Raw genomic sequence first — 19,239 nt, forward strand, 5'->3', positions numbered from 1 at the left:
CTGAGTGCGGCCGAGCGCAGCCGCGTGCCGCTCGCTACTCGTTGGCCGCCCGAGGCCGCTCGCCGTCCTCGTACTGGTCGAACAGCGGTGTGCGGCCCCGCTCCCGGGCCCGTCGGGCGGATGCCGCGCGACGTGCGTCGGTGCGGCCGTCCGCGCCCTCCGGGTCCGCCTCCGACTCGGACTCCGGCCCCGATGCCAGCTCCGCCTCCGCCTCCGTCGTGTCCTCCGTCACCACCGGCTCGTCCGCTGACGACTCCGACTCACGGCCCACCGTGCTGGACCGCGCCGAGCTCCAGGCGTCCGGTGCGCCGAGGTCCACGTCGGACGTGGCGCGGGGGGCGACCGGTGCGGTCACGTACGTCGGCAGGGGTACCGGGACCGGGTCCCAGCTGTCGCCGTGGCCGGGGCGGCGCTGGCGTTCGCGCTGCTGGTCGACCCACTCCGCGTGGTCGGTCTGCTCGACGAGCGCACGCCGGTCGGCGGCGAGCGCGGACAGGCCGGGATCGGTCTCCGGCTCCGGGTGCTCGTCCTGCTCTTCGGCCCCGGGGTCGGTGGACGGACGCCGCCGGGGCTGGCGCTCACGCAGTCGCTGCGCGGCGAGCTCGGCCTGGCGCCGGTCCATCTGGTAGGTGAAACGGCGCCGTTCCTGCGTACGCAGATAGGCGATGTATCCACTCAGCATGGCCGCGGGGACAGCGGGGGCCCAGAGGAAGGCGAGGCCGCCGACCGCCGCGACGATCGCACCGAGCGTGAAGGCGAAGAACAGCATCACCGTCGTACGCCGTCGGCGCGCGAGCACCTTCGAGCGCCGGGCGCGCGCGGCGGCTTCCGCCGAGGTGCCCGCGCTCCGGCGAGCCGTCGGTACGCGCTCGCGCTGCCGCTCCCGGGCCGGAGCCGACGCGTGGGCCTGCGCCTGCTGCTCCCGCTTCGGCGCCTTCGGCTGTTCCTGCACCGGTGACTGCGCCTGCGCCGGTGACTGCTCCTGCTGGACCTGTGCCTGTGCCTGTGCCTGAACCTTTGCCTTGGGGCGGGTCGGGGGCATGGCGAAGGCCCGGACGTCCACCGAATCGGTGACACCCTCCGGGTCTCCGGCGCTGTGCTCCCCCTCGTCGGTGGAGCGCGCCCGCAGGTCCTTGGCGTACCGGCGCTCCATGCCCGCCCGTCCGGACAGGAGCCGGATGGCGGTGCTGAAGCGTTCCGTCGGACGAGCCTCGTTCAGCTCGTCCTGCCTACGGAGCCACATCGGCACCAAGTAGGCGGCCCAGGCCCCGACAATGACTGCGTAGATGAGGCCGCTGCTGCTCACGCCTCACACGGTAGAGGGGTTTGCGTGAGGCCATCTGCCAATTGAGCCGGTGTGTCGCACGATCTGGCTGATATTTCGAGCTTTTTTTGTGATCGATGCGATCAGCGGGTCATCGAGGGCGTGAATTTGGCGCCCCGAGTCGATCCCCGATCGATCGTCGACCGATCGCCGATCGACCTCTGATTGACCTCCAGCCAATCATTTTCGAACACTTATTCAATTACATCGGATTCCGCGGCGTCTTCTGGGAGCGTGCCCGCTGCCAGCGGCTCAGCAACCCTTCCGGCACCTCTTCCGCGGTGAGCGCGAAGACAAGATGGTCGCGCCAGGCCCCGTCGATGTGGAGATAGCGGGGTCTGAGTCCCTCGTCGCGGAATCCGAGTTTCTCCACGACTCGGCGGCTGGGTCCGTTCTCGGGGCGAATGCAGACTTCGATGCGGTGCAGTCCGACCGTACGGAAGCAGTGGTCGACCGCCAGTGCGACCGCCGTCGGCATGACGCCACGGCCCGCCACCGCCTCGTCCACCCAGTAGCCGACGTGTCCCGAGCACATCGAGCCCCAGGTGATGCCGGCGACCGTCAACTGGCCGACCAACTGCCCCTGGTACTCGATGGCGAACGGCAGCATCCGGCCCGCGTTCGCCTCCGACCGCAGATGCCGGACCATCTGGCGGTAGGTCGGCCGGTGAGCGATCGGGCCGCTGGGTGTGGGCGGCGGGATCGTCGCCTCCCAGGGCCGCAGCCAGTCCCGGTTGCGGCGATTGATCTCGCGCCAGGTCCGCTGGTCGCGCAGCCTGACGGGCCGGAGGACGACATCGCCTTCCACCAGCTCGACGGGCCAGGAGGGGCTGTTCAGCTCGCACCCCCACTGCTTGCGCCGGGTCTGGGGTGATCGCCGCCTCGGATCTGGTCGACGGCGTGTTTCAACAGGGGCTCCAGGACGGCCAGTCCGTCCTTCACCCCGCCGGTGGAGCCCGGCAGATTGACGATCAGCGTGCCGCCCGCGACTCCGGCGAGCCCACGCGACAGCGCAGACGTCGGCACCTTCTCCCGTCCGAACGCCCGGATGGCCTCGGCGATGCCCGGCACCTCCTGGTCGAGCACCGCGCGGGTCGCCTCCGGAGTGCGGTCGGTGGGCGAGATGCCGGTGCCGCCGGTGGTGAGGATGACGTCGTACCCGGCCTCGACACCGGCCCGCAGGGCGTTCTCCACAGGGTCGCCGTCGGGCACGACCCACGGTCCGTCGACGGCGAAGCCGAACTTCTCCAGCCCCGCCGCGATCAGGGGGCCGCCCTTGTCCTCGTAGACGCCCGCCGCCGCGCGGTTGGACGCGGTCACGACCATGGCGGCGTAGGGCGCGAGCAGCGCGCCCCCGGTCGGCGGCTCGACAGGCGGCGCCGTTGTCATGATCTGCTCCAGGCGCCCGACTTCCCGCCGGTTTTCTCCTCCACCCGAACGTCCGTGATGACCGCCCCCTTGTCGACCGCCTTGACCATGTCGATCACGGTGAGCGCGGCGACCGAGACCGCCGTGAGGGCCTCCATCTCGACGCCCGTGCGGTCCGTCGTCTTCACGGTGGCCAGGATCTCGACGGCGTCGTCCGCGACCGACAGATCCAGTTTCACACCCGACACCGACAACGGGTGGCAGAGCGGGATGAGATCAGGGGTGCGCTTGGCGCCCATGATGCCCGCGATCCGCGCGGTGGCCAGGGCGTCTCCCTTGGGGACGCCCTCCCCGCGCAGCAGCTCGATCACACGGGGCGAGACAAGGACACGGCCGCTGGCGCGGGCGGTGCGGGCGGTCACGTCCTTGCCGGATACGTCGACCATGCGGGCGGCGCCCGCCTCGTCGATGTGCGTCAGTCGGTCGTCCTGCGTGCTCATGTGCTGCGGCGCTCCCGGTCGGGCCTGTTGTGCGCGACACGGTACTCCCCACCCGCGCGCCCTTCAGCCGCCCCCGCCCGCCGCTCAGCCCAGCAGGACGACCTCGACCTCGGCGCCGGGCTCCACGGACTCCTGCTCCTCGGGTACGACGATCAGCGCGTCGGCCTGGGCGAGAGCCGCGATCAGGTGGGATCCGGCGCCGCCGACCGGCGTCACCCGGCCGTCCGCGTACACGGCGCGCAGGAACTGGCGGCGCCCGGACGGCGAGGTCAGCGCCTTGTCCGTCTCCAGGACCGCCCGGGTCGTGGGCCGGTGGATGTCGGTGAGGCCCATCAGGGCACGGATCGCGGGCCGCACGAACAGTTCGAAGGAGACGTACGACGACACCGGGTTGCCCGGCAGGGCGAGCAGCGGGGTGTGGTCGGGCCCGACGGTGCCGAAGCCCTGGGGTTTGCCGGGCTGCATGGCGAGCTTGCGGAAGTCGACGCCGGCGCCGGGCTCGTCCTCGTCGGAGACGTGCGAGAGGGCCTCCTTGACCACGTCGTAGGCGCCCACGCTGACGCCTCCGGTGGTGACGACGAGGTCGGCGCGGACGAGCTGGTCCTCGATGGTGGAGCGGAGGGTCTCGGCGTCGTCGGCGACCGCGCCCACGCGGTAGGCGATCGCCCCGGCGTCCCGGGCGGCGGCGGTGAGGGCGAAGCTGTTGGAGTCGTAGATCTGGCCGCTGCCGAGCTTCTCGTCGGGCTGGATCAGCTCGCTGCCGGTCGACATGACGACCACGCGCGGGCGTGGGTGCACGCGTACGGTGCCCCGGCCGATCGCGGCGAGCAGGGCGATCTGCGGCGGGCCGAGGACGGTGCCCTCGGCGAGGGCGCGGTCGCCGGCCTGGACGTCGCTGCCCTGCGCGCGTACGTGCGCGCGTGCCGGTGCCGGGCGGTGCACGCGCACCTGACCGTGGGCGCCGTCGGGGTCGGTGCTGCGCGCGCGCATCCCGGTGACCGGGCCCTCGCCGAGGCCCCCGTCGGTCCATTCCACGGGGACGACGGTCTCGGCGCCGGGCGGCAGCGGCGCGCCGGTCATGATGCGGGCGGCCTGGCCGGGGCCCACGTGGAGCAGTCCGTCCTGGCCGGCCGCGACGTCCCCGATCACCGTCAGGGCGGCCGGGTACTCCTCGCTCGCGCCCGCGACATCCGCGACCCGGACCGCGTACCCGTCCATGGAGCTGTTGTCGAACGGCGGCAGGGAGACCTGCACCGTGACGTCCTCGACCAGGACACAGCCCTGGGCGTCGAGGAGTTGCAGCTCGATGGGTTCCAGAGGGCGGACGGTCGCGAGGATGTCCTCCAGATGTTCGTCCACCGACCACATGTGGTCCTGGCCGGTGGTGCGGGGCGCGGCGCTGCTCAACGTTGCTACATCTCCTCGGCTACGTAACTGCGAAGCCAGGTCCGGAAGTCCGGGCCCAGGTCTTCACGTTCGCATGCGAGTCTGACAATGGCACGCAGGTAGTCGCCGCGGTCCCCGGTGTCATAGCGGCGGCCCTTGAAGACGACGCCGTGCACGGGGCCACCGACCTTCTCGTCGTCGGCGAGCTGCTGGAGGGCGTCGGTGAGCTGGATCTCGCCGCCTCGGCCGGGCTCGGTCTGGCGGAGTATGCCGAAGATGTGCGGGTCGAGGACGTAGCGGCCGATGATCGCGTAGTTCGACGGGGCGTCCGCCGCCTCCGGCTTCTCGACCAGGCCGGTGACCTTGACGACGTCGCCGTCGTCGGTGGTCTCGACGGCCGCGCAGCCGTACATGTGGATCTGTTCGGGGGCGACCTCCATGAGGGCGATCACGCTGCCGCCGTGCTGCTCCTGGACCTCGATCATGCGCCGGAGCAGGGGGTCGCGGGGGTCGATGAGGTCGTCGCCGAGGAGGACGGCGAAGGGCTCGTGGCCGACGTGCGGGGCGGCGCACAGGACGGCGTGGCCGAGGCCCTTGGGGTCGCCCTGGCGGACGTAGTGCATGGTCGCGAGGTCGCTGGACTCCTGGACCTTGGCGAGTCGCGCGGCGTCGCCCTTCTTCTGAAGGGCGGACTCCAGCTCGTAGTTGCGGTCGAAGTGGTCCTCAAGGGGACGCTTGTTGCGTCCTGTGATCATGAGGACGTCGTCGAGGCCCGCGGACGCGGCCTCCTCGACCACGTACTGGATCGCCGGCTTGTCGACGACCGGCAGCATCTCCTTGGGAGTGGCCTTGGTGGCCGGCAGGAACCGGGTGCCGAGGCCTGCTGCGGGGATGACAGCCTTGCTGATCCTGGGGTGCGACTCAGTCATGCGGGCAACCTTAACCGGTGCCTTTGTGTTGATTCTGTGACTCCGATCAACTGACGCTCATATCGGCATATGAAGCACATGAGAGCACCGGAAACGATAGTGGGAGAACCATGGGGGCAGAGCCTGACAAGCGAACGTTGCGGCGGGACCTCCTCGCGGTGAGAAGCAGGTTGACGGCCGCCGACGTCCAGGAAGCGGCGGCGGCACTGGCCGCCGGCGCACTCGGCCTGCGCGAACTCGCGCACGCGCGCACAGTGGCCGCGTACGTCTCCGTCGGCACCGAACCCGGCACCCGCACGCTCCTCGACGCCCTCCACGCGCGCGGGGTACGGGTCCTGCTGCCGGTCCTCCTCCCGGACAACGACCTCGACTGGGGCACGTACACCGGGGAGGGGTCCCTGGTGGAGATGCGGCACGGCGGGCGGATGGCCCTGCTGGAGCCGGCCGGCGAACACCTCGGGGCGGACGCCGTGACGACCGCCGACGCCGTCCTGCTGCCCGGCCTCGCCGTGGACGACCGCGGACTGCGGATGGGGCGCGGCGGAGGCTCGTACGACCGTGTGCTGGCCCGGCTGGAGCGCGCGGGCGCCGATCCGGCCCTGGTGGTGCTGCTGTACGACTCGGAGGTCGTCCCCCGGGTCCCTGCCGAGCCGCACGACCGGCCGGTGCACGCGGTGGTCACACCGTCGGGAGTGCGCCGGTTCCGCGGCCCGTCCTGAAATGCGAACCGGCCCTCCACGCGTGCGTGGAGGGCCGGTTCAGGACTCGGGACTCGGGAGTCGGGTACTACCGCGTGCTCACGACGGCTTCAGTGACAACGTGTCGCTCGTGCTGTCTTCGACCGCCTGGTCCGTGAAGGACCAGTCCAGCAGTTCGCCCTTGACCCACGTGCTCGTCTGGTCGGTGTAGTGGGCGCTGAAGGCGTGCCCGGAGGCTCCCGTCAGGTTGATCCACTTCGACTTGTCGAGGTCGCCGAGGTTGACCACCATCCGCATCGACGGCACCCAGACGACGCCGTAGCCGCCTGCCGCGTTCCAGCCGGTCGCGTTGACCGTCGCCTCGCCGCCGCCGAGGTTCCAGGGGCCGCGGTTGAGGATGTACTGCACGAAGTCGGGGCCCTCGGTGCCCAGGGTCTGGTTCTTCAGGAACAGGCGGTGCAGCCGGCCCCAGCTCCAGGTGTCGATGTCCTTGCCGAGCTTGGCGGTCAGCTCCCAGCGGGCGTCCGACATGGCGCGCGCGAACAGCAGGTCGCGGTTGGTCGCGGCCTTCTCGGTGCGGGTGGCCGGCGTGCTCCACCAGTCGTTGTCCTGGTCGTTGATGAGCTTGCGGACCACCTCGAACCAGCGGTCGCCGCCGTCCGGCTGCGCCTCGTCCGCGTCCCGCTGACCGCACTCGAGCACAGGCTGGTCCGCGTCGGCGGGGCTGGTGGTGTTCACCGGCCTGACGTACAGGCACTGGCCCTTGACCCGCACCTCCTTGGGCAGCTTGTTGCCGAAGGCGAGCTTCAGGATGTTGCGCCAGACCGAGTTGAAGTAGGCCGCCGCGGCCGAGTCGGCGTCCTGGGTGTAGTCCCAGCCCACGAGGAGCTTCTGCGCCTCACGGACGTACTTGTCGTCGACGTCGATCGCCAGCAGCTTGGGCACCAGCAGCTTGGCGATCTCGCTGCTGTTGTCCAGCTGCATCTGGCGCATGTCGTCGGTGGAGATCTTGCCGCCGCCCTTGATCTTCGAGGCGATCAGGTCGGCTATGCGTTGGCTGCGGGTGCCGTAGCCCCAGTCCTTGGTGAGTGTGTACGGGTACTTGGCCTGGTCGACGACGGCCTGGTTGGCGGTCACGATGTAGCCGCGCGAGGGGTTGAACTCGAAGGGCAGCTCGGCCTGCTTGAGGTAGCCGGTCCAGTTGTACTTGGAGTCCCAGCCGGGGACCGGGAGCGAGCCGTTGTCGCCCGGCGCGCGCTTGGGGATGCGTCCCGGCAGCTGGTAGCCGATGTTGCCCGCGGTGTCCGCGTAGACGAGGTTCTGCGAGGGCACCTCGAAGGAGGCCGCGCCCGCGCGGAACTCGGTCCAGTTCGACGCCTTGTCGATCAGGAAGACGGCGTCCATGGAGTTGCCGGGGTCCAGGGCGGTCCAGCGCAGCGCGATGCCGTAGCCGTCGCCCCGGTCGGGGGCCGAGGCGTCGACGGTGGCCTTCCGGCCGACCTTGACGAGCTCGTCGTAGCGGTCGGACAGCAGCGGCCCGTTCTCGGTCTCGCGGACGACGATCTCCTTGGACGCACCGCCCGCGACCTTGATGGTCTCCTCGCGCGTGGTGAAGGGCTTCGTCTTGCCGTCGTACAGGTAGCCGTCGCCGGAGAGCTTCTCCAGGTAGAGGTCGGTGACGTCGGCGCCCGAGTTGGTCATGCCCCAGGCGATGTTCCCGTTGTGGCCGATTATCACGCCGGGCATGCCCGCGAAGGTGTACCCGGAGACGTCGTACTGGCACTTGCTGGAGACGCTGCGGCAGTGCAGGCCCATCTGGTACCAGACGGACGGCAGCGACGGCGACAGATGCGGGTCGTTGGCCAACAGTGGCTTGCCGGTGATGGTGTGGGCGCCCGCGACGACCCAGGAGTTGGAGCCGATGCCGTTGCCGTTCACCCCGACGGCCGTCGGGACGTCGTCCAGGACCCGGTAGAGGCCCTCCAGCTGGCTCTGGAAGGCCTCGGAGTCGGCGGCCGAGGTTCCGGACGTGCCCGAGGACGCCGACTGCGTGCTCGCGGCGCTGCCGCCCTGGACGAACGTCTGCGTCGTGGCGTCGTACGCGCCTTCCTGGACGATCGGCTTGTTCCGGCTGTACGGGTACTCCGGGTACAGGTCGGCGATCTGCTTCGGGCCGAGGCGGCTGGTCAGCAGGGAGCGGTCGATCTCGTCCTGCATGTTGCCGCGCAGGTCCCAGGCCATCGCCTTCAGCCACGCGACCGAGTCGACCGGGGTCCACTCCTGCGGCTTGTAGTCGTTCTCGAACCCGAGGGCCGCGTACTCCAGGGAGATGTCCGCGCCGTCCTTGCCCTTGAGGTAGGCGTTGACCCCCTTGGCGTAGGCCTGGAGGTACTTCTTTGTGGCGGCCGACAGGGTCTTGTCGTACTCCTCCTTGGCCACCCGGTCCCAGCCCAGGGTGCGCAGGAACTCGTCCTCGTCGACCTGCCCGCTGCCGAACATCTCGGAGAGCCGGCCCGACGTCATGTGCCGGCGTACGTCCATCTCGTAGAACCGGTCCTGCGCCTGGACGTAGCCCTGTGCCATGAACAGGTCCTCGTCGGAGGAGGCGTAGATCTGCGGGATGCCGTAGCTGTCGCGCTTGACGTCGACAGGCCCCGACAGGCCCTGGAGGGAGATTGAGCCCTTGGTCTGTGGGAAGGAGGCCCGGACGGTACTGACGGACCAGTACGCGCCGTAGGCGAAGCCTCCGATGATCGCCAGGACCAGGACGATTACGAACAGTCGGGCTTTGCGCCCCTTCTTCCTGCCGGACTTGCCGGACTTGTGACCGGAAGAGCTGGTGGTGGTGGGGGGCATCGCTGTCCTTGCTGTCCTAACGCGAGCGGCAGGCGGTACTGGAGTGCTGGAGCAACCATAGGCGCAGGGCCCGACGCGACTTGACGCGGAGTCGGGTACGCGAACGGACGGGCGTTCGATCATGCCTGTGGAAGTGTCAAGAAATCGTCAAGAGTTAGGTAAGGTAACGAAGTACTTGGGTACGCGGTGACCTCACCTCGTGTCCGATGTACGTGACCCGCGCGCGTGCCGCGCCGGGCCAGGGAAGGGAACAGCCCGCTGACCGTCCACCACCTCAACCAGCTCCTGCTCGTCTGCTCGCTCGTCCTCCTCATCGCTGTGGCAGCGGTTCGGATCTCCTCGCGCAGCGGGCTCCCCAGCCTGCTCGTCTACCTGGGGATCGGCATCGCCATGGGCCAGGACGGCATCGGCGACATCCACTTCGACAACGCCGAACTGACCCAGGTCATCGGGTACGCGGCCCTGGTCGTGATCCTGGCCGAGGGCGGACTCGCCACGAAGTGGAAGGAGATCAAACCCGCCCTCCCGGCCGCCTCCGCGCTGGCGCTGGCGGGGGTCGCGGTCAGCGTGGGGATCACGGCGACGGCCGCGCACTACCTGGTCGGGCTGGAGTGGCGGCAGGCGTTCATCATCGGCGCGGTGGTGTCATCGACGGACGCGGCGGCGGTCTTCTCCGTCCTGCGGAAAATCCCGCTCCCCGCGCGCGTGACGGGCACCCTGGAGGCCGAGTCGGGCTTCAACGACGCCCCGGTGGTCATCCTGGTCGTCTCGCTGTCCACGGCGGGCCCGGTCGAGCACTGGTACACGCTGCTGGGCGTCATCCTCCTGGAACTGGCCATAGGCGCGGCCATCGGGATCGCGGTCGGCTGGCTCGGCGCCTGGGGCCTCAGGCACGTGGCCCTGCCCGCGTCCGGCCTCTATCCCATCGCCGTGATGGCGATCGCGGTCACCGCGTACGCCGCCGGCGCGCTGGCCCACGGCAGCGGTTTCCTCGCGGTCTACCTGGCCGCCATGGCACTCGGCAACGCCAGGCTGCCGCACTGGCCGGCCACCCGCGGCTTCGCCGACGGACTCGGCTGGATCGCCCAGATCGGCATGTTCGTCCTGCTCGGCCTGCAGGTGACCCCGCACGAGATGGGCGACGACATCTGGCCCGCGCTCGTCATAGGCCTGGCCCTGACCATGGTCGCGCGCCCGCTGAGCGTGATCGTCAGCCTGACGCCGTTCCGGGTCCCGTGGCAGGAGCAGACCCTGATGTCCTGGGCCGGGCTGCGCGGCGCGGTGCCCATCATCCTGGCGACGATCCCCATGGTGAGCGGCGTCGAGGACAGCCGCCGCATCTTCAACATCGTCTTCGTCCTGGTCGTCGTCTACACCCTCGTCCAGGGCCCCACGCTCCCCTGGCTGGCCCGCAAACTGCACCTCGGCAAGAGCGCGGAGGCCACCGACCTCGGCATCGAATCAGCACCCCTGGAGCGGCTGCGCGGGCATCTCCTGTCCGTCGCGATACCCGACGGCTCCAAGATGCACGGCGTCGAGGTGAGCGAGCTGAGGCTGCCTCCGGGCGCAGCGGTCACCCTCGTCGTCCGCGATGAAAAATCGTTCGTTCCGCTGCCGACGACCATCCTGCGCCGTGGCGACGAACTCCTCGTGGTGACCACCGACCCGGTCCGCGACGCGACGGAACGCCGACTGCGGGCCGTGGGACAGGGCGGCAAGCTGGCACAGTGGCTGGGGACGGGTGGGAACGGAGCAGAGGCGTGACGCACCTCGCTTCTTTCTTTCACAGGCCTACGAGCCCACTTCCCTGTACAGTGAAGGCGCACCCTGATCGAACCAACTCTGTCTGAAGCAGAGCTGGCGCGACCGTATGGCGGCCGGGACATCCTCTGCGGGGGCGTCGGCATCTACCGCAGTCCGCGCAAGAGGACAGCTCTCGGCGCCGCCCCCGCGAGGGGGCCGCGCTACCAGGCAGCAGAAAGGCACGGCCGTGGCATCCACGGTCACCTACGGACAGCTGCTCCGCACCCCCGGCGCCTGGACGTTCCTGCTCCCCGGTTTCGCCGCGCGACAGCCGTTCGCGATGCTCACCATCTCCATCGTGCTGCTCGTCCAGCACACCACCGGCTCGTACGGGACCGCGGGCGCCGTGGCCGCCGTCACCGGCGTCTCCATGGCCCTGTGCGCGCCCTACGGGGGCCGTCTCGCCGACCGCTACGGACAGCGCGCGGTCCTTCTCCCCGGCGTCGTCCTGCACACCCTGTCCGGCCTCGCCCTGACGACACTGGCGCTGACCGGCGCCCCCTTGTGGACCCTCTTCGCCGCCGCCGTGCTGACCGGCGCCTGCACGCCCCAGATCGGGCCCATGGTCCGCGCCCGCTGGGCGGCGAAGTTGCAGGACTCGCCCCTGATGCCGACTGCGGCGGCCTTCGAGTCCGTCACCGACGAGCTGACCTTCGTCTTCGGCCCGCTGCTCGCCACCGCCCTGTGCACCGCCGTCGACCCGGCGGCCGGCCTGGTCACCGAGGCCGCGCTGACCCTCCTCGGCGGCCTGCTGTTCGCGGCGCAGAAGAGCACCCAGCCGCCCGTCGTCACGGACAGCTCGCTCGGCGGGCCGCACGCGCGCGTGGAGCGCGTTTCGGCACTGCGCGTCCCCGGGGTGCGCGTCCTGATCGTCGCCTTCCTGGGCATCGGGGCCGTCTTCGGCGGTATGCAGGTCTCGCTCGCCGCGTTCAGCGAGTCCATCGGCAGCCCCGGCCTGAACGGCGTCCTGTACGGAGTCTTCGCCGCCGGCAACATGCTCTCCGGCCTGGTCTGCGGAGCCGTCGCCTGGCGCACGGCCCCTCAGCGGCGCCTGATCGCCGGGTACGCGGCCCTCGCGGTCACCGCCTCCGGCCTGTGGACGGCGGAGTCCGTGCTGACACTGGCCGGGCTCGGCCTCCTGGTCGGCATGACCGTCGCGCCCGCGCTGATCACCGGCTACACCCTGGTCGACGATCTGGTGCCGGCCGGCGCCCGCACCGAGGCGTTCACCTGGCTGACCGGCGCGGTCGCCCTCGGCCAGGCGGCGGCTGTCACCGCCGCGGGCCAGCTGGAGGACCGTCTCTGGGACGGCGCCGGATTCCTGGTGCCCATGGGGGGCACGTTGCTTGCCCTCGCGACCCTCCTGGCCCTGCGTTCACGGCTCGCACCAGGGGCGACGATCCGCCCGGCGAGCCTGACCGTGGCACGTGTCGTCGGTCACCGCGTGCCGGTGACAGTGGACTGATCCCCGGGAATACGTCACACTGGACCGTCGTTAGCACTCATCGAGTGAGAGTGCCAGGAGGAAGACAAGTGCCGACCTACCAGTACCAGTGCACGGAGTGCGCTGAGGGCCTCGAAGCGGTGCAGAAGTTCACCGATGACGCCCTGACCGAGTGCCCCAGCTGCGGTGGCCGCCTGAAGAAGGTGTTCTCCGCGGTCGGCATCGTCTTCAAGGGCTCCGGCTTCTACCGCAACGACAGCCGCGGCTCCTCGTCGAGCAGCGCGCCCGCGTCGAAGCCGTCGACGGCATCTTCGACGTCGTCGTCCTCGGACTCGTCATCGAGTTCGTCGAGCTCCTCGTCGTCCGGTTCATCGTCGTCGTCCAGCTCCTCGTCGGGCTCCAGCAGCTCGTCGAGCACCAGCTCGGCCGCGTAGGCGCCATTTTCTCGGCCCACGGGACCCTGTCGTCGTACGACGACGGGGTCTTCGGCGTTTTCGCGCGCGGCTAGTGTGCGGGGATGGTGAATCAGGCGAATTCCGCAGGTGCCGAGATCGGCGTGATCGGTGGCTCCGGCTTCTACTCCTTCCTCGACGACGTGACCGAGATACAGGTGGACACGCCGTACGGCTCCCCCAGTGACTCCCTGTTCCTCGGCGAGCTCGCCGGCCGCCGGGTCGCCTTCCTGCCCCGGCACGGACGCGGCCACCATCTTCCGCCGCACCGCATCAACTACCGCGCCAACCTGTGGGCGTTGCGCTCGGTCGGCGTACGCCAGGTGCTCGCCCCGTGCGCGGTGGGCGGCCTGCGGCCCGAGTACGGCCCAGGCACCCTGCTCGTGCCGGACCAGCAGGTCGACCGTACGAAGTCCCGGGTGGGCACGTTCTTCGACGGTCTGCCGCTGCCCGGCGGCGCCGTCCCCAACGTGGTGCACGTGTCCCTCGCCGACCCCTACTGCCCGGTCGGCCGCAAGGCCGCCCTGGAGGCGGCGCGCGGGCGCGACTGGGAGCCGGTGGACGGCGGAACGCTGGCCGTGATCGAGGGGCCGCGCTTCTCCACCCGCGCCGAATCCCTCTGGTACCGGGCGCAGGGCTGGTCCGTGGTGGGCATGACGGGCCATCCCGAGGCGGGGCTCGCCCGTGAACTGGAGCTCTGCTACACGTCGTTGGCCCTCGTCACCGACCTCGACGCGGGCGCGGAGACCGGCGAGGGCGTCTCGCACGACGAGGTGCTCCAGGTGTTCGCGGCGAACGTGGACCGGATGCGGGGCGTGCTGTCCGACGCGGTGGCCGCGCTGCCGCCGGGCGCGACACGGGACTGCCTGTGCACGAAGGCGCTGGGCGGGATGGATCCCGGGTTCGAACTGCCCTGACGAGGGCCGGCAAAGGGCCGGGTCCGGCGTCGGCGGGGCGGGGGCGGGGGCGAGGGCGGAACTTCCCGTTCGGGTGAGCGAGTTGTCCACAACCGGCGAGTAGCACACAGGCCTCAGCACGGTTCGCCGAGAAGCCTCATCGTGGGAGCGCAAGCAGATCCCTCGTCACAGGTGGTGGTCCCCGTGTCTTCCGTACGTCCCGTGTCTTCCGTACGTCCCGTCTCTTCGGTACGTCCCGTGCGTTCCGTTCCTCTCGTCCCCGCGCCCTGCGAGGTGCCGCACTTCGCCCCCGTGCGCGTGCGCGGCGGGCGATATCAACTGCGGCGCCTGGTACGGCACCGGAGGCGGGCGCTGGCCGTCGGCCTCGCCGTCACGGCGGCGGCGATCGTCGCGGCCGGCCCGCGTCAGGCGGCGGGTCCGCCGCCCGACGTCGGACGGGTCCGGGGACACCCCGTGGCGGATCCCGTACGGGCGCGGCCCGCGGTCGAGATGGTGACGGCTCCGGTCCGGATCGCCGACGCGGCCACCGTCCGGCTGCTGCGGCCCGGTGACCGGGTCGACGTCATCGCCGCCGAGGAGTCACCGACGGGTACCGACGCCCGGGTGGTCGCGCGCCGGGCACGGGTGACGCAGGTGCCGCAGGCCCCGACGTCCCAGGACGGCATGATCGAGGGCGGTGCACTGGTCGTGCTCTCGGTGCCGCACGCCACGGCGTCCCGGCTGGCCGGCGCGGGTGCGACGGCAAGGCTGGCGGTGACCCTGTGGTGAGCCTTGGCGTGGTCGCCTCGAACCGTCTGGCGTCAAGTCCCTCGTTGGAGCCGGCCGATTGGACATGCCTGCCAGGCGTTGACGTAGGTTGCGGAACTGTTTGTTCCACCATTTGCGTGAACGAGGAGAGGCCCCGCGGTGAGCGAGAAGAAGCAACCGGGCGTCTGGGACGGCTTCAAAGCCTTCCTGACGCGCGGAAACGTCGTCGATCTGGCGGTCGCGGTAGTCATCGGTACCGCGTTCACCAACATCGTCAACTCGGTGGTGAAGGGCGTCATCAACCCCATGGTGGGGGCCTTCGGGACCAAGAACCTCGACAACTACAGCTCCTGCATCAAGGACCCCTGCAAGGGCACCGGCGACACCGCGACCGGCGTCAAGATCATGTGGGGCTCGGTCCTGGGCTCCACGCTCACCTTCCTGATCACCGCGGCCGTCGTCTACTTCCTGATGGTCCTGCCGATGTCGAAGTACCTGGCCAAGGCGGCGGCACGCCAGAAGGCGAAGGAGGGCACGCAGGAGGTCATCGAGGTGAGCGAACTGGAGGTCCTCAAGGAGATCCGCGACGCCCTGGTGGCACAGCGAGGCTCCGGGCACAACGAGCGGTAAGGGCCGGGCTCGGCCTCCTGCAGAGGCCGTTCCGTCCGGCCCAAAGGTGTCAGAGGTGTCAGAGGTGGTGGGGCGGCTTCTCGTCGAGGAAGCGCTTCAGGTCGGCAGCGCCGTCGCCGCCACCATCGACCGGGTGCTCGCCCCATCCTCGGTCCGTGTCGTCCGACGACTGCTGGTCCAGCGGGTCGTCGAAGATCAGCGCGGGCTTCGGATCGCGCGGTTCGGGGGCGGCGGGGCTGCTCATGACTCCAGAGTACGTCCCGTCTGTGGGGCCCTGTCCGGGCCGTGGGGCGCCCGCCGGATCACGATCACGCTCCGGCGCCGCCCTTCGGCCTGCGCACGCTGTGCTCATCTGCTGTGCTGGGTCGTATGACGTCCAGTTCCTCACCCGTCGCCGACGTACCCGATGTGCCCGAGATCTCGGCCGGTGTCGGCCGCGATGCGCCTCTGCGCAAGCTGACCGCGCGCGGACGCGGCGAGTCGCACCGGGTCGCCTCGCCGCTGGAACTCTTCTTCGACCTCTGCTTCGTGGTGGCCGTCGCCCAGGCAGGCGTCCAGTTGGTGCACGCCGTCGCCGAGGGGCACACGGGCGAGGGGATCCTCAACTACGCGATGGTTTTCTTTGCCATCTGGTGGGCCTGGATGAACTTTACGTGGTTCGCCTCGGCGTACGACAACGACGACGTGCTCTACCGGGTCGTCACGCTGGTCCAGATCGCCGGCGTCCTCGTGTTGGCGGCCGGGGTCTCGCGGGCCTTCGAGGACCACGACTTCCTGATCGTCTGGCTCGGCTATCTGATCATGCGGCTGCCGATGGCCGCCCAGTGGCTGCGGGCCGCCCGCACGGCCGAGGGCGCCGAACGGACGACGGCACTGCGGTACGCCGGTGGCGTGCTCCTGTGCATGGTCGGCTGGGCGGGGCTGGTGGTCCTGCCGGAGTCCGGCCGGCCCTGGGTGTTCCTGGTGATGGCGCTCGTCGAACTCGCGGTCCCGGTCTACGCGGAGAAGAGTTTCACCACGTCCTGGCACCCGCATCACATCTCCGAGCGGTACGGGCTGTTCACCATCATCGTGCTTGGCGAGGCGATCGCGGCCGCGACGGTCGCCGTGAAGTCGGGGGTGGAGGAGAACGACTCGCTGGCCGATCTGCTGCCGATCGCGGCGGGCGGGCTGCTGATCGTTTTCTCCGCCTGGTGGATCTACTTCGCCGTCCCCATCCACGGGCGACTGCGCTCCAGCAAGCAGGCGTTCCTGTGGGGATACGGCCACTACCTGATCTTCGCGTCGGCCGCGGCGATCGGCGCGGGACTGGAGGTCGCGGTCGAGCAGGTGGTTGGCAGGGCGCACATCTCCACGTCGGCCGCGTCGGCCGCCGTGACCCTGCCGACGGCGCTCTACCTGGTCACCGTCTGGGCCCTGCACTCGCGCTACTTCAAAGTGGGCATCATCGAGCAACTGGTGCTGCCGTCCACGGCGTTGCTGGTGATCATGTGCACGCTCCTGGGCGACTGGGCGGTGCTCGCGGCGGGCCTCGTGTCGGCGCTCGCGGTGGCGGCCGGGGTGACGCTGACCGCTCGGAAGGTCACCGGGGAGCAGCGGGCGGAAGACACGGAAGCAGTGGAGCGGGCGGAAGAAGCCGGGTAGCGGGTGCTGGACAACACTGGGGGCCATGACAGTTGACGCTCTGACAGATGTCGTCGGCCTGCGAGTGGGGCACGCGACCCGTATCGGCGACGGGTGGCTCACCGGGACGACGGTCGTGCTCGCACCGGAGGGCGGGGCCGTGGCCGCCGTGGACGTGCGGGGCGGCGGACCCGGCACGAAGGAGACCGACGCCCTGGATCCGCGCAACGTCGTGCGCAGCGTCGAGGCGGTGGTCCTGACGGGCGGCAGCGCGTACGGGCTGGACTCGGCGTCGGGGGTGATGGCCTGGCTGGAGGAGCGGGGGCGCGGGGTGCGGGTCGGGCCCGCTCCGGGGCACGTCGTGCCGGTGGTGCCCGCCGCCTGTGTCTTCGACCTGGGCCGGGGTGGCGACTTCCGGTCCCGCCCGGACGCGGCCACCGGTCGGGCAGCCGTCGAGGCGGCCGCCGCGAGTGAACCCGGCGCGCCTGTGCCGGAGGGGTGCGTGGGCGCAGGTACGGGGGCCGTGATCGGGCACCTCAAGGGCGGTGTCGGCACCGCGAGCACTGTGCTCGGGTCGGGGATCACGGTGGCGGCGCTGGTGGTGGCCAACGCGGCGGGGTCCTCGATGGATCCGGAAACGGGGGTGCTGTACGGGGAGTTGTTCGAGGGGCGTCGTGTCGGGTATCCGGCGGCCGGTGTGCACGAGGCGGCGCGGCGGCGGCTGGCCGAGGTCGCCGCGAAGGCCCCGCTTCCGCCGCTGAACACCACGCTCGCGGTGGTCGCGACCGACGCGGTGCTGTCGAAGGCGCAGGCCCAGAAGGTGGCCGGCACTGCGCACGACGGCATCGCGCGTGCCGTACGGCCGGTGCATCTGCTCAACGACGGGGACACGGTGTTCACGTTGGCGACAGGGGCGCGTCCCCTTGCCGAGGGCGACCCGCTCGCGCTGAACGAGATCCTCGCGGCGGGCGCGGACCTGGTGACGCGGGCGATCGTCCGGGCGGTGCGGGCGGCGGAGTCGGTGGCGGGGCCGGGCGGGGAGTGGCCAGCGTACGGGGAGCTGTACGGGGGTCGGTGACACCGGCAACTCGGCGTGTCTTCTTCTTGGTTGAGGCGTCATTGGTTGAGCCGTAATTGTCGCGGTTCTGTCACGTGATGGGTGCGAGGGCGATCGGCGGGAACCCGCGCCGCCGGTGTTCCCCTCTTTCTTCACGCAGTGGAGCGGATCACCCAAACAGCCCGGACACCCCGGATCACACAAACCTGGAGCAGCCCGTGACAACGCCGGACACAACAGCTCGGCGCGTACTGGGGGTCGGTGCCGTCCTGATGGTCGGCGCCCTGACCCTCACCGCGTGCGGTGGCGGCAACAGCGGAGGCGACGACGGCAAGGGGGGCAAGGGCGGTAGTGGCAAGGGCAGTAGCGGCTCCGTCACGACGTCGGCCGCGCGGATCGCCATCTCCGCGAAGAACGGTTCGACGGGTGCGTCGATCAACACGACCGGTGTGAAGGTCAGCGACGGCACGCTGACGGACGTGAAGATGACCGTCGCGGGGACGGGAGCGGCCGTGGCGGGGGCGATATCCGCGGACGGGCGGAACTGGCAGCCGGCGCAGCAGTTGGAGCGTGGGACGCGGTACCGAATATCGGCGGCCGCGAAGGACGCCGACGGGCGGGCCGGTAGCGCCGACTCGACCTTCACCACGGTCACCAAGGCGAACAGCTTCATCGGGACGTACACGCCGGACAACGGGACGACGGTCGGGGTGGGGATGCCGGTCTCGTTCACGTTCGACAAGGCCATCAGCGACCAGGCTGCCGTGCGGTCGCACATCACGGTCACGTCGAGCAGCGGGCAGCAGGTGGTCGGGCACTGGTTCGGGGCGCAGCGGCTCGACTTCCGGCCCGAGGAGTACTGGAAGGCCGGCTCCAAGGTCACGATGAAGATCGACCTGGACGGGGTCAAGGGCGCCAACGGCGCGGTCGGGGTGCAGAAGAAGACCGTGAGCTTCACGATCGGGCGCTCGCAGGTGTCCACGGTCGACGTCAACACGCAGACCATGAACGTCGTACGAGACGGGCAGACCCTCAAGAGCATCCCGATCTCGGCCGGCAGCCCGGAGTTCACCACGTACAACGGGCAGATGGTGATCTCCGAGAAGCTGACGGAGACGCGGATGGACAGCCGTACGGTCGATCTGGCCAACGCGTACAACATCCCGGACGTGCCGCACGCGATGCGGTTGACGACGTCGGGGACCTTCATCCACGGCAACTTCTGGTACCTGAAGAGCAATCCGCCCTTCGGGCGTACGGGCACCAGCCACGGGTGTGTGGGGCTGCAGGACGTGCAGGGGGCTCAGGGGGACACGCCCGCCAAGTGGTTCTTCGACAGGTCGATGATCGGGGACGTCGTCATCGTCAAGAACTCCGCCGACAAGCAGGTCGCGCCGGACAACGGTCTCAATGGCTGGAATCTGCCGTGGAGCGAGTGGACGGCGGGGGCGACTTCCTGAGGTCACCTCAAGTACCTTCTGATCAGGGTGTGTTGACGGACCATT

At 70.2% G+C, this 19,239-nt stretch carries 18 protein-coding genes; 10 read left to right on the forward strand and 8 right to left on the reverse strand.

The features are described from left to right. Positions 1-34: 34 nt before the first annotated feature. The 6 genes from sepX to galU all read right to left on the reverse strand — a co-directional run bounded on the left by sepX (position 35) and on the right by galU (position 5,507). Entirely contained in the window at positions 35-1,306 is a 1,272-nt protein-coding gene (gene sepX / locus OG734_RS18580; protein ID WP_330288625.1) for a divisome protein SepX/GlpR, read from the reverse strand. A gap of 220 nt (positions 1,307-1,526) precedes the next feature. Further along, the gene (locus tag OG734_RS18585) at positions 1,527-2,132 is read right to left on the reverse strand and encodes a GNAT family N-acetyltransferase (protein ID WP_330288626.1); all 606 of its coding nucleotides are present in this window, start codon (positions 2,130-2,132) and stop codon (positions 1,527-1,529) included. Positions 2,133-2,158: 26 nt separating this feature from the next. After that, the gene (locus OG734_RS18590; protein WP_330288627.1) at positions 2,159-2,713 is read right to left on the reverse strand and encodes a MogA/MoaB family molybdenum cofactor biosynthesis protein; all 555 of its coding nucleotides are present in this window, start codon (positions 2,711-2,713) and stop codon (positions 2,159-2,161) included. After that, positions 2,710-3,192 carry a cyclic pyranopterin monophosphate synthase MoaC gene (gene moaC / locus OG734_RS18595; protein WP_330288628.1) on the reverse strand — a complete coding sequence of 161 codons (483 nt, stop codon included), beginning with the start codon at positions 3,190-3,192 and terminating at the stop codon, positions 2,710-2,712. The genes OG734_RS18590 and moaC overlap by 4 nt, the downstream gene beginning before the upstream one ends. A gap of 84 nt (positions 3,193-3,276) precedes the next feature. Further along, positions 3,277-4,599: a molybdotransferase-like divisome protein Glp gene (glp, locus tag OG734_RS18600; protein ID WP_330288629.1), complete on the reverse strand. Its 1,323-nt coding sequence runs from the start codon at positions 4,597-4,599 to the stop codon at positions 3,277-3,279. Positions 4,600-4,604: 5 nt separating this feature from the next. After that, on the reverse strand, positions 4,605-5,507 hold the full coding sequence (gene galU, locus OG734_RS18605; protein WP_330288630.1) for a UTP--glucose-1-phosphate uridylyltransferase GalU: 903 nt from the start codon (positions 5,505-5,507) through the stop codon (positions 4,605-4,607). A 110-nt stretch (positions 5,508-5,617) separates the two neighbouring features. Between galU and OG734_RS18610 the strand changes: the two genes are divergently transcribed. Continuing rightward, a complete protein-coding gene (locus OG734_RS18610) occupies positions 5,618-6,226 on the forward strand; it encodes a 5-formyltetrahydrofolate cyclo-ligase (protein WP_330288631.1) in 609 nt (202 codons plus the stop codon). 78 nt (positions 6,227-6,304) lie between these two features. Here the strand turns inward: OG734_RS18610 and OG734_RS18615 are convergent, their stop codons facing one another. Beyond that, positions 6,305-9,061, reverse strand: coding sequence for a penicillin acylase family protein (locus tag OG734_RS18615; RefSeq protein WP_330288632.1), 2,757 nt, complete (start codon positions 9,059-9,061; stop codon positions 6,305-6,307). A 225-nt stretch (positions 9,062-9,286) separates the two neighbouring features. Here OG734_RS18615 and OG734_RS18620 point away from each other — a divergent pair, with 225 nt between their 5' ends. From OG734_RS18620 to mscL, 6 genes are all read left to right on the forward strand, one after another. Then, entirely contained in the window at positions 9,287-10,825 is a 1,539-nt protein-coding gene (locus OG734_RS18620; RefSeq protein WP_330288633.1) for a potassium/proton antiporter, read from the forward strand. 226 nt (positions 10,826-11,051) lie between these two features. Further along, positions 11,052-12,329 carry an MFS transporter gene (locus OG734_RS18625; protein ID WP_330288634.1) on the forward strand — a complete coding sequence of 426 codons (1,278 nt, stop codon included), beginning with the start codon at positions 11,052-11,054 and terminating at the stop codon, positions 12,327-12,329. 68 nt (positions 12,330-12,397) lie between these two features. Next, positions 12,398-12,742 (forward strand): FmdB family zinc ribbon protein, encoded by a 345-nt coding sequence (locus tag OG734_RS18630; RefSeq protein ID WP_330288635.1) that lies wholly within the window; start codon positions 12,398-12,400, stop codon positions 12,740-12,742. A gap of 83 nt (positions 12,743-12,825) precedes the next feature. Continuing rightward, positions 12,826-13,677 (forward strand): S-methyl-5'-thioadenosine phosphorylase, encoded by an 852-nt coding sequence (locus OG734_RS18635; protein WP_330288636.1) that lies wholly within the window; start codon positions 12,826-12,828, stop codon positions 13,675-13,677. A gap of 237 nt (positions 13,678-13,914) precedes the next feature. Continuing rightward, the gene (locus OG734_RS18640) at positions 13,915-14,445 is read left to right on the forward strand and encodes an RcpC/CpaB family pilus assembly protein (protein WP_330288637.1); all 531 of its coding nucleotides are present in this window, start codon (positions 13,915-13,917) and stop codon (positions 14,443-14,445) included. A gap of 138 nt (positions 14,446-14,583) precedes the next feature. After that, positions 14,584-15,054, forward strand: a complete 471-nt coding sequence (mscL, locus tag OG734_RS18645) for a large conductance mechanosensitive channel protein MscL (RefSeq protein ID WP_330288638.1) — start codon at positions 14,584-14,586, stop codon at positions 15,052-15,054. A gap of 58 nt (positions 15,055-15,112) precedes the next feature. Here mscL and OG734_RS18650 read toward each other — a convergent pair whose 3' ends face one another. Continuing rightward, on the reverse strand, positions 15,113-15,298 hold the full coding sequence (locus tag OG734_RS18650; protein WP_330288639.1) for a hypothetical protein: 186 nt from the start codon (positions 15,296-15,298) through the stop codon (positions 15,113-15,115). Between the two features lie 125 nt (positions 15,299-15,423). On the opposite strand from OG734_RS18650, the gene OG734_RS18655 reads away from it, so the two are divergent. The 3 genes from OG734_RS18655 to OG734_RS18665 all read left to right on the forward strand — a co-directional run bounded on the left by OG734_RS18655 (position 15,424) and on the right by OG734_RS18665 (position 19,194). Further along, positions 15,424-16,698, forward strand: a complete 1,275-nt coding sequence (locus OG734_RS18655; RefSeq protein WP_330288640.1) for a low temperature requirement protein A — start codon at positions 15,424-15,426, stop codon at positions 16,696-16,698. 25 nt (positions 16,699-16,723) lie between these two features. Then, on the forward strand, positions 16,724-17,755 hold the full coding sequence (locus OG734_RS18660; protein WP_330288641.1) for a P1 family peptidase: 1,032 nt from the start codon (positions 16,724-16,726) through the stop codon (positions 17,753-17,755). A 197-nt stretch (positions 17,756-17,952) separates the two neighbouring features. Continuing rightward, positions 17,953-19,194 (forward strand): L,D-transpeptidase, encoded by a 1,242-nt coding sequence (locus tag OG734_RS18665; RefSeq protein ID WP_330288642.1) that lies wholly within the window; start codon positions 17,953-17,955, stop codon positions 19,192-19,194. The last annotated feature ends 45 nt before the right edge of the window (positions 19,195-19,239 follow it).

Origin of the sequence: Streptomyces sp. NBC_00576, assembly GCF_036345175.1 — a bacterium.
Taxonomy (GTDB): Bacteria; Actinomycetota; Actinomycetes; order Streptomycetales; family Streptomycetaceae; genus Streptomyces.

Excerpts from the sequence above, each read along its gene's own strand:
- OG734_RS18590 (WP_330288627.1), bottom strand. The coding sequence starts at position 2,713 with ATGACAACGGCGCCGCCTGTCGAGCCGCCGACCGGGGGCGCGCTGCTC.
- moaC (WP_330288628.1), bottom strand. The coding sequence starts at position 3,192 with ATGAGCACGCAGGACGACCGACTGACGCACATCGACGAGGCGGGCGCC.
- galU (WP_330288630.1), bottom strand. The coding sequence starts at position 5,507 with ATGACTGAGTCGCACCCCAGGATCAGCAAGGCTGTCATCCCCGCAGCA.
- OG734_RS18610 (WP_330288631.1), top strand. The coding sequence starts at position 5,618 with ATGGGGGCAGAGCCTGACAAGCGAACGTTGCGGCGGGACCTCCTCGCG.
- OG734_RS18615 (WP_330288632.1), bottom strand. The coding sequence starts at position 9,061 with ATGCCCCCCACCACCACCAGCTCTTCCGGTCACAAGTCCGGCAAGTCC.
- OG734_RS18635 (WP_330288636.1), top strand. The coding sequence starts at position 12,826 with ATGGTGAATCAGGCGAATTCCGCAGGTGCCGAGATCGGCGTGATCGGT.
- OG734_RS18650 (WP_330288639.1), bottom strand. The coding sequence starts at position 15,298 with ATGAGCAGCCCCGCCGCCCCCGAACCGCGCGATCCGAAGCCCGCGCTG.
- OG734_RS18655 (WP_330288640.1), top strand. The coding sequence starts at position 15,424 with ATGACGTCCAGTTCCTCACCCGTCGCCGACGTACCCGATGTGCCCGAG.
- OG734_RS18660 (WP_330288641.1), top strand. The coding sequence starts at position 16,724 with ATGACAGTTGACGCTCTGACAGATGTCGTCGGCCTGCGAGTGGGGCAC.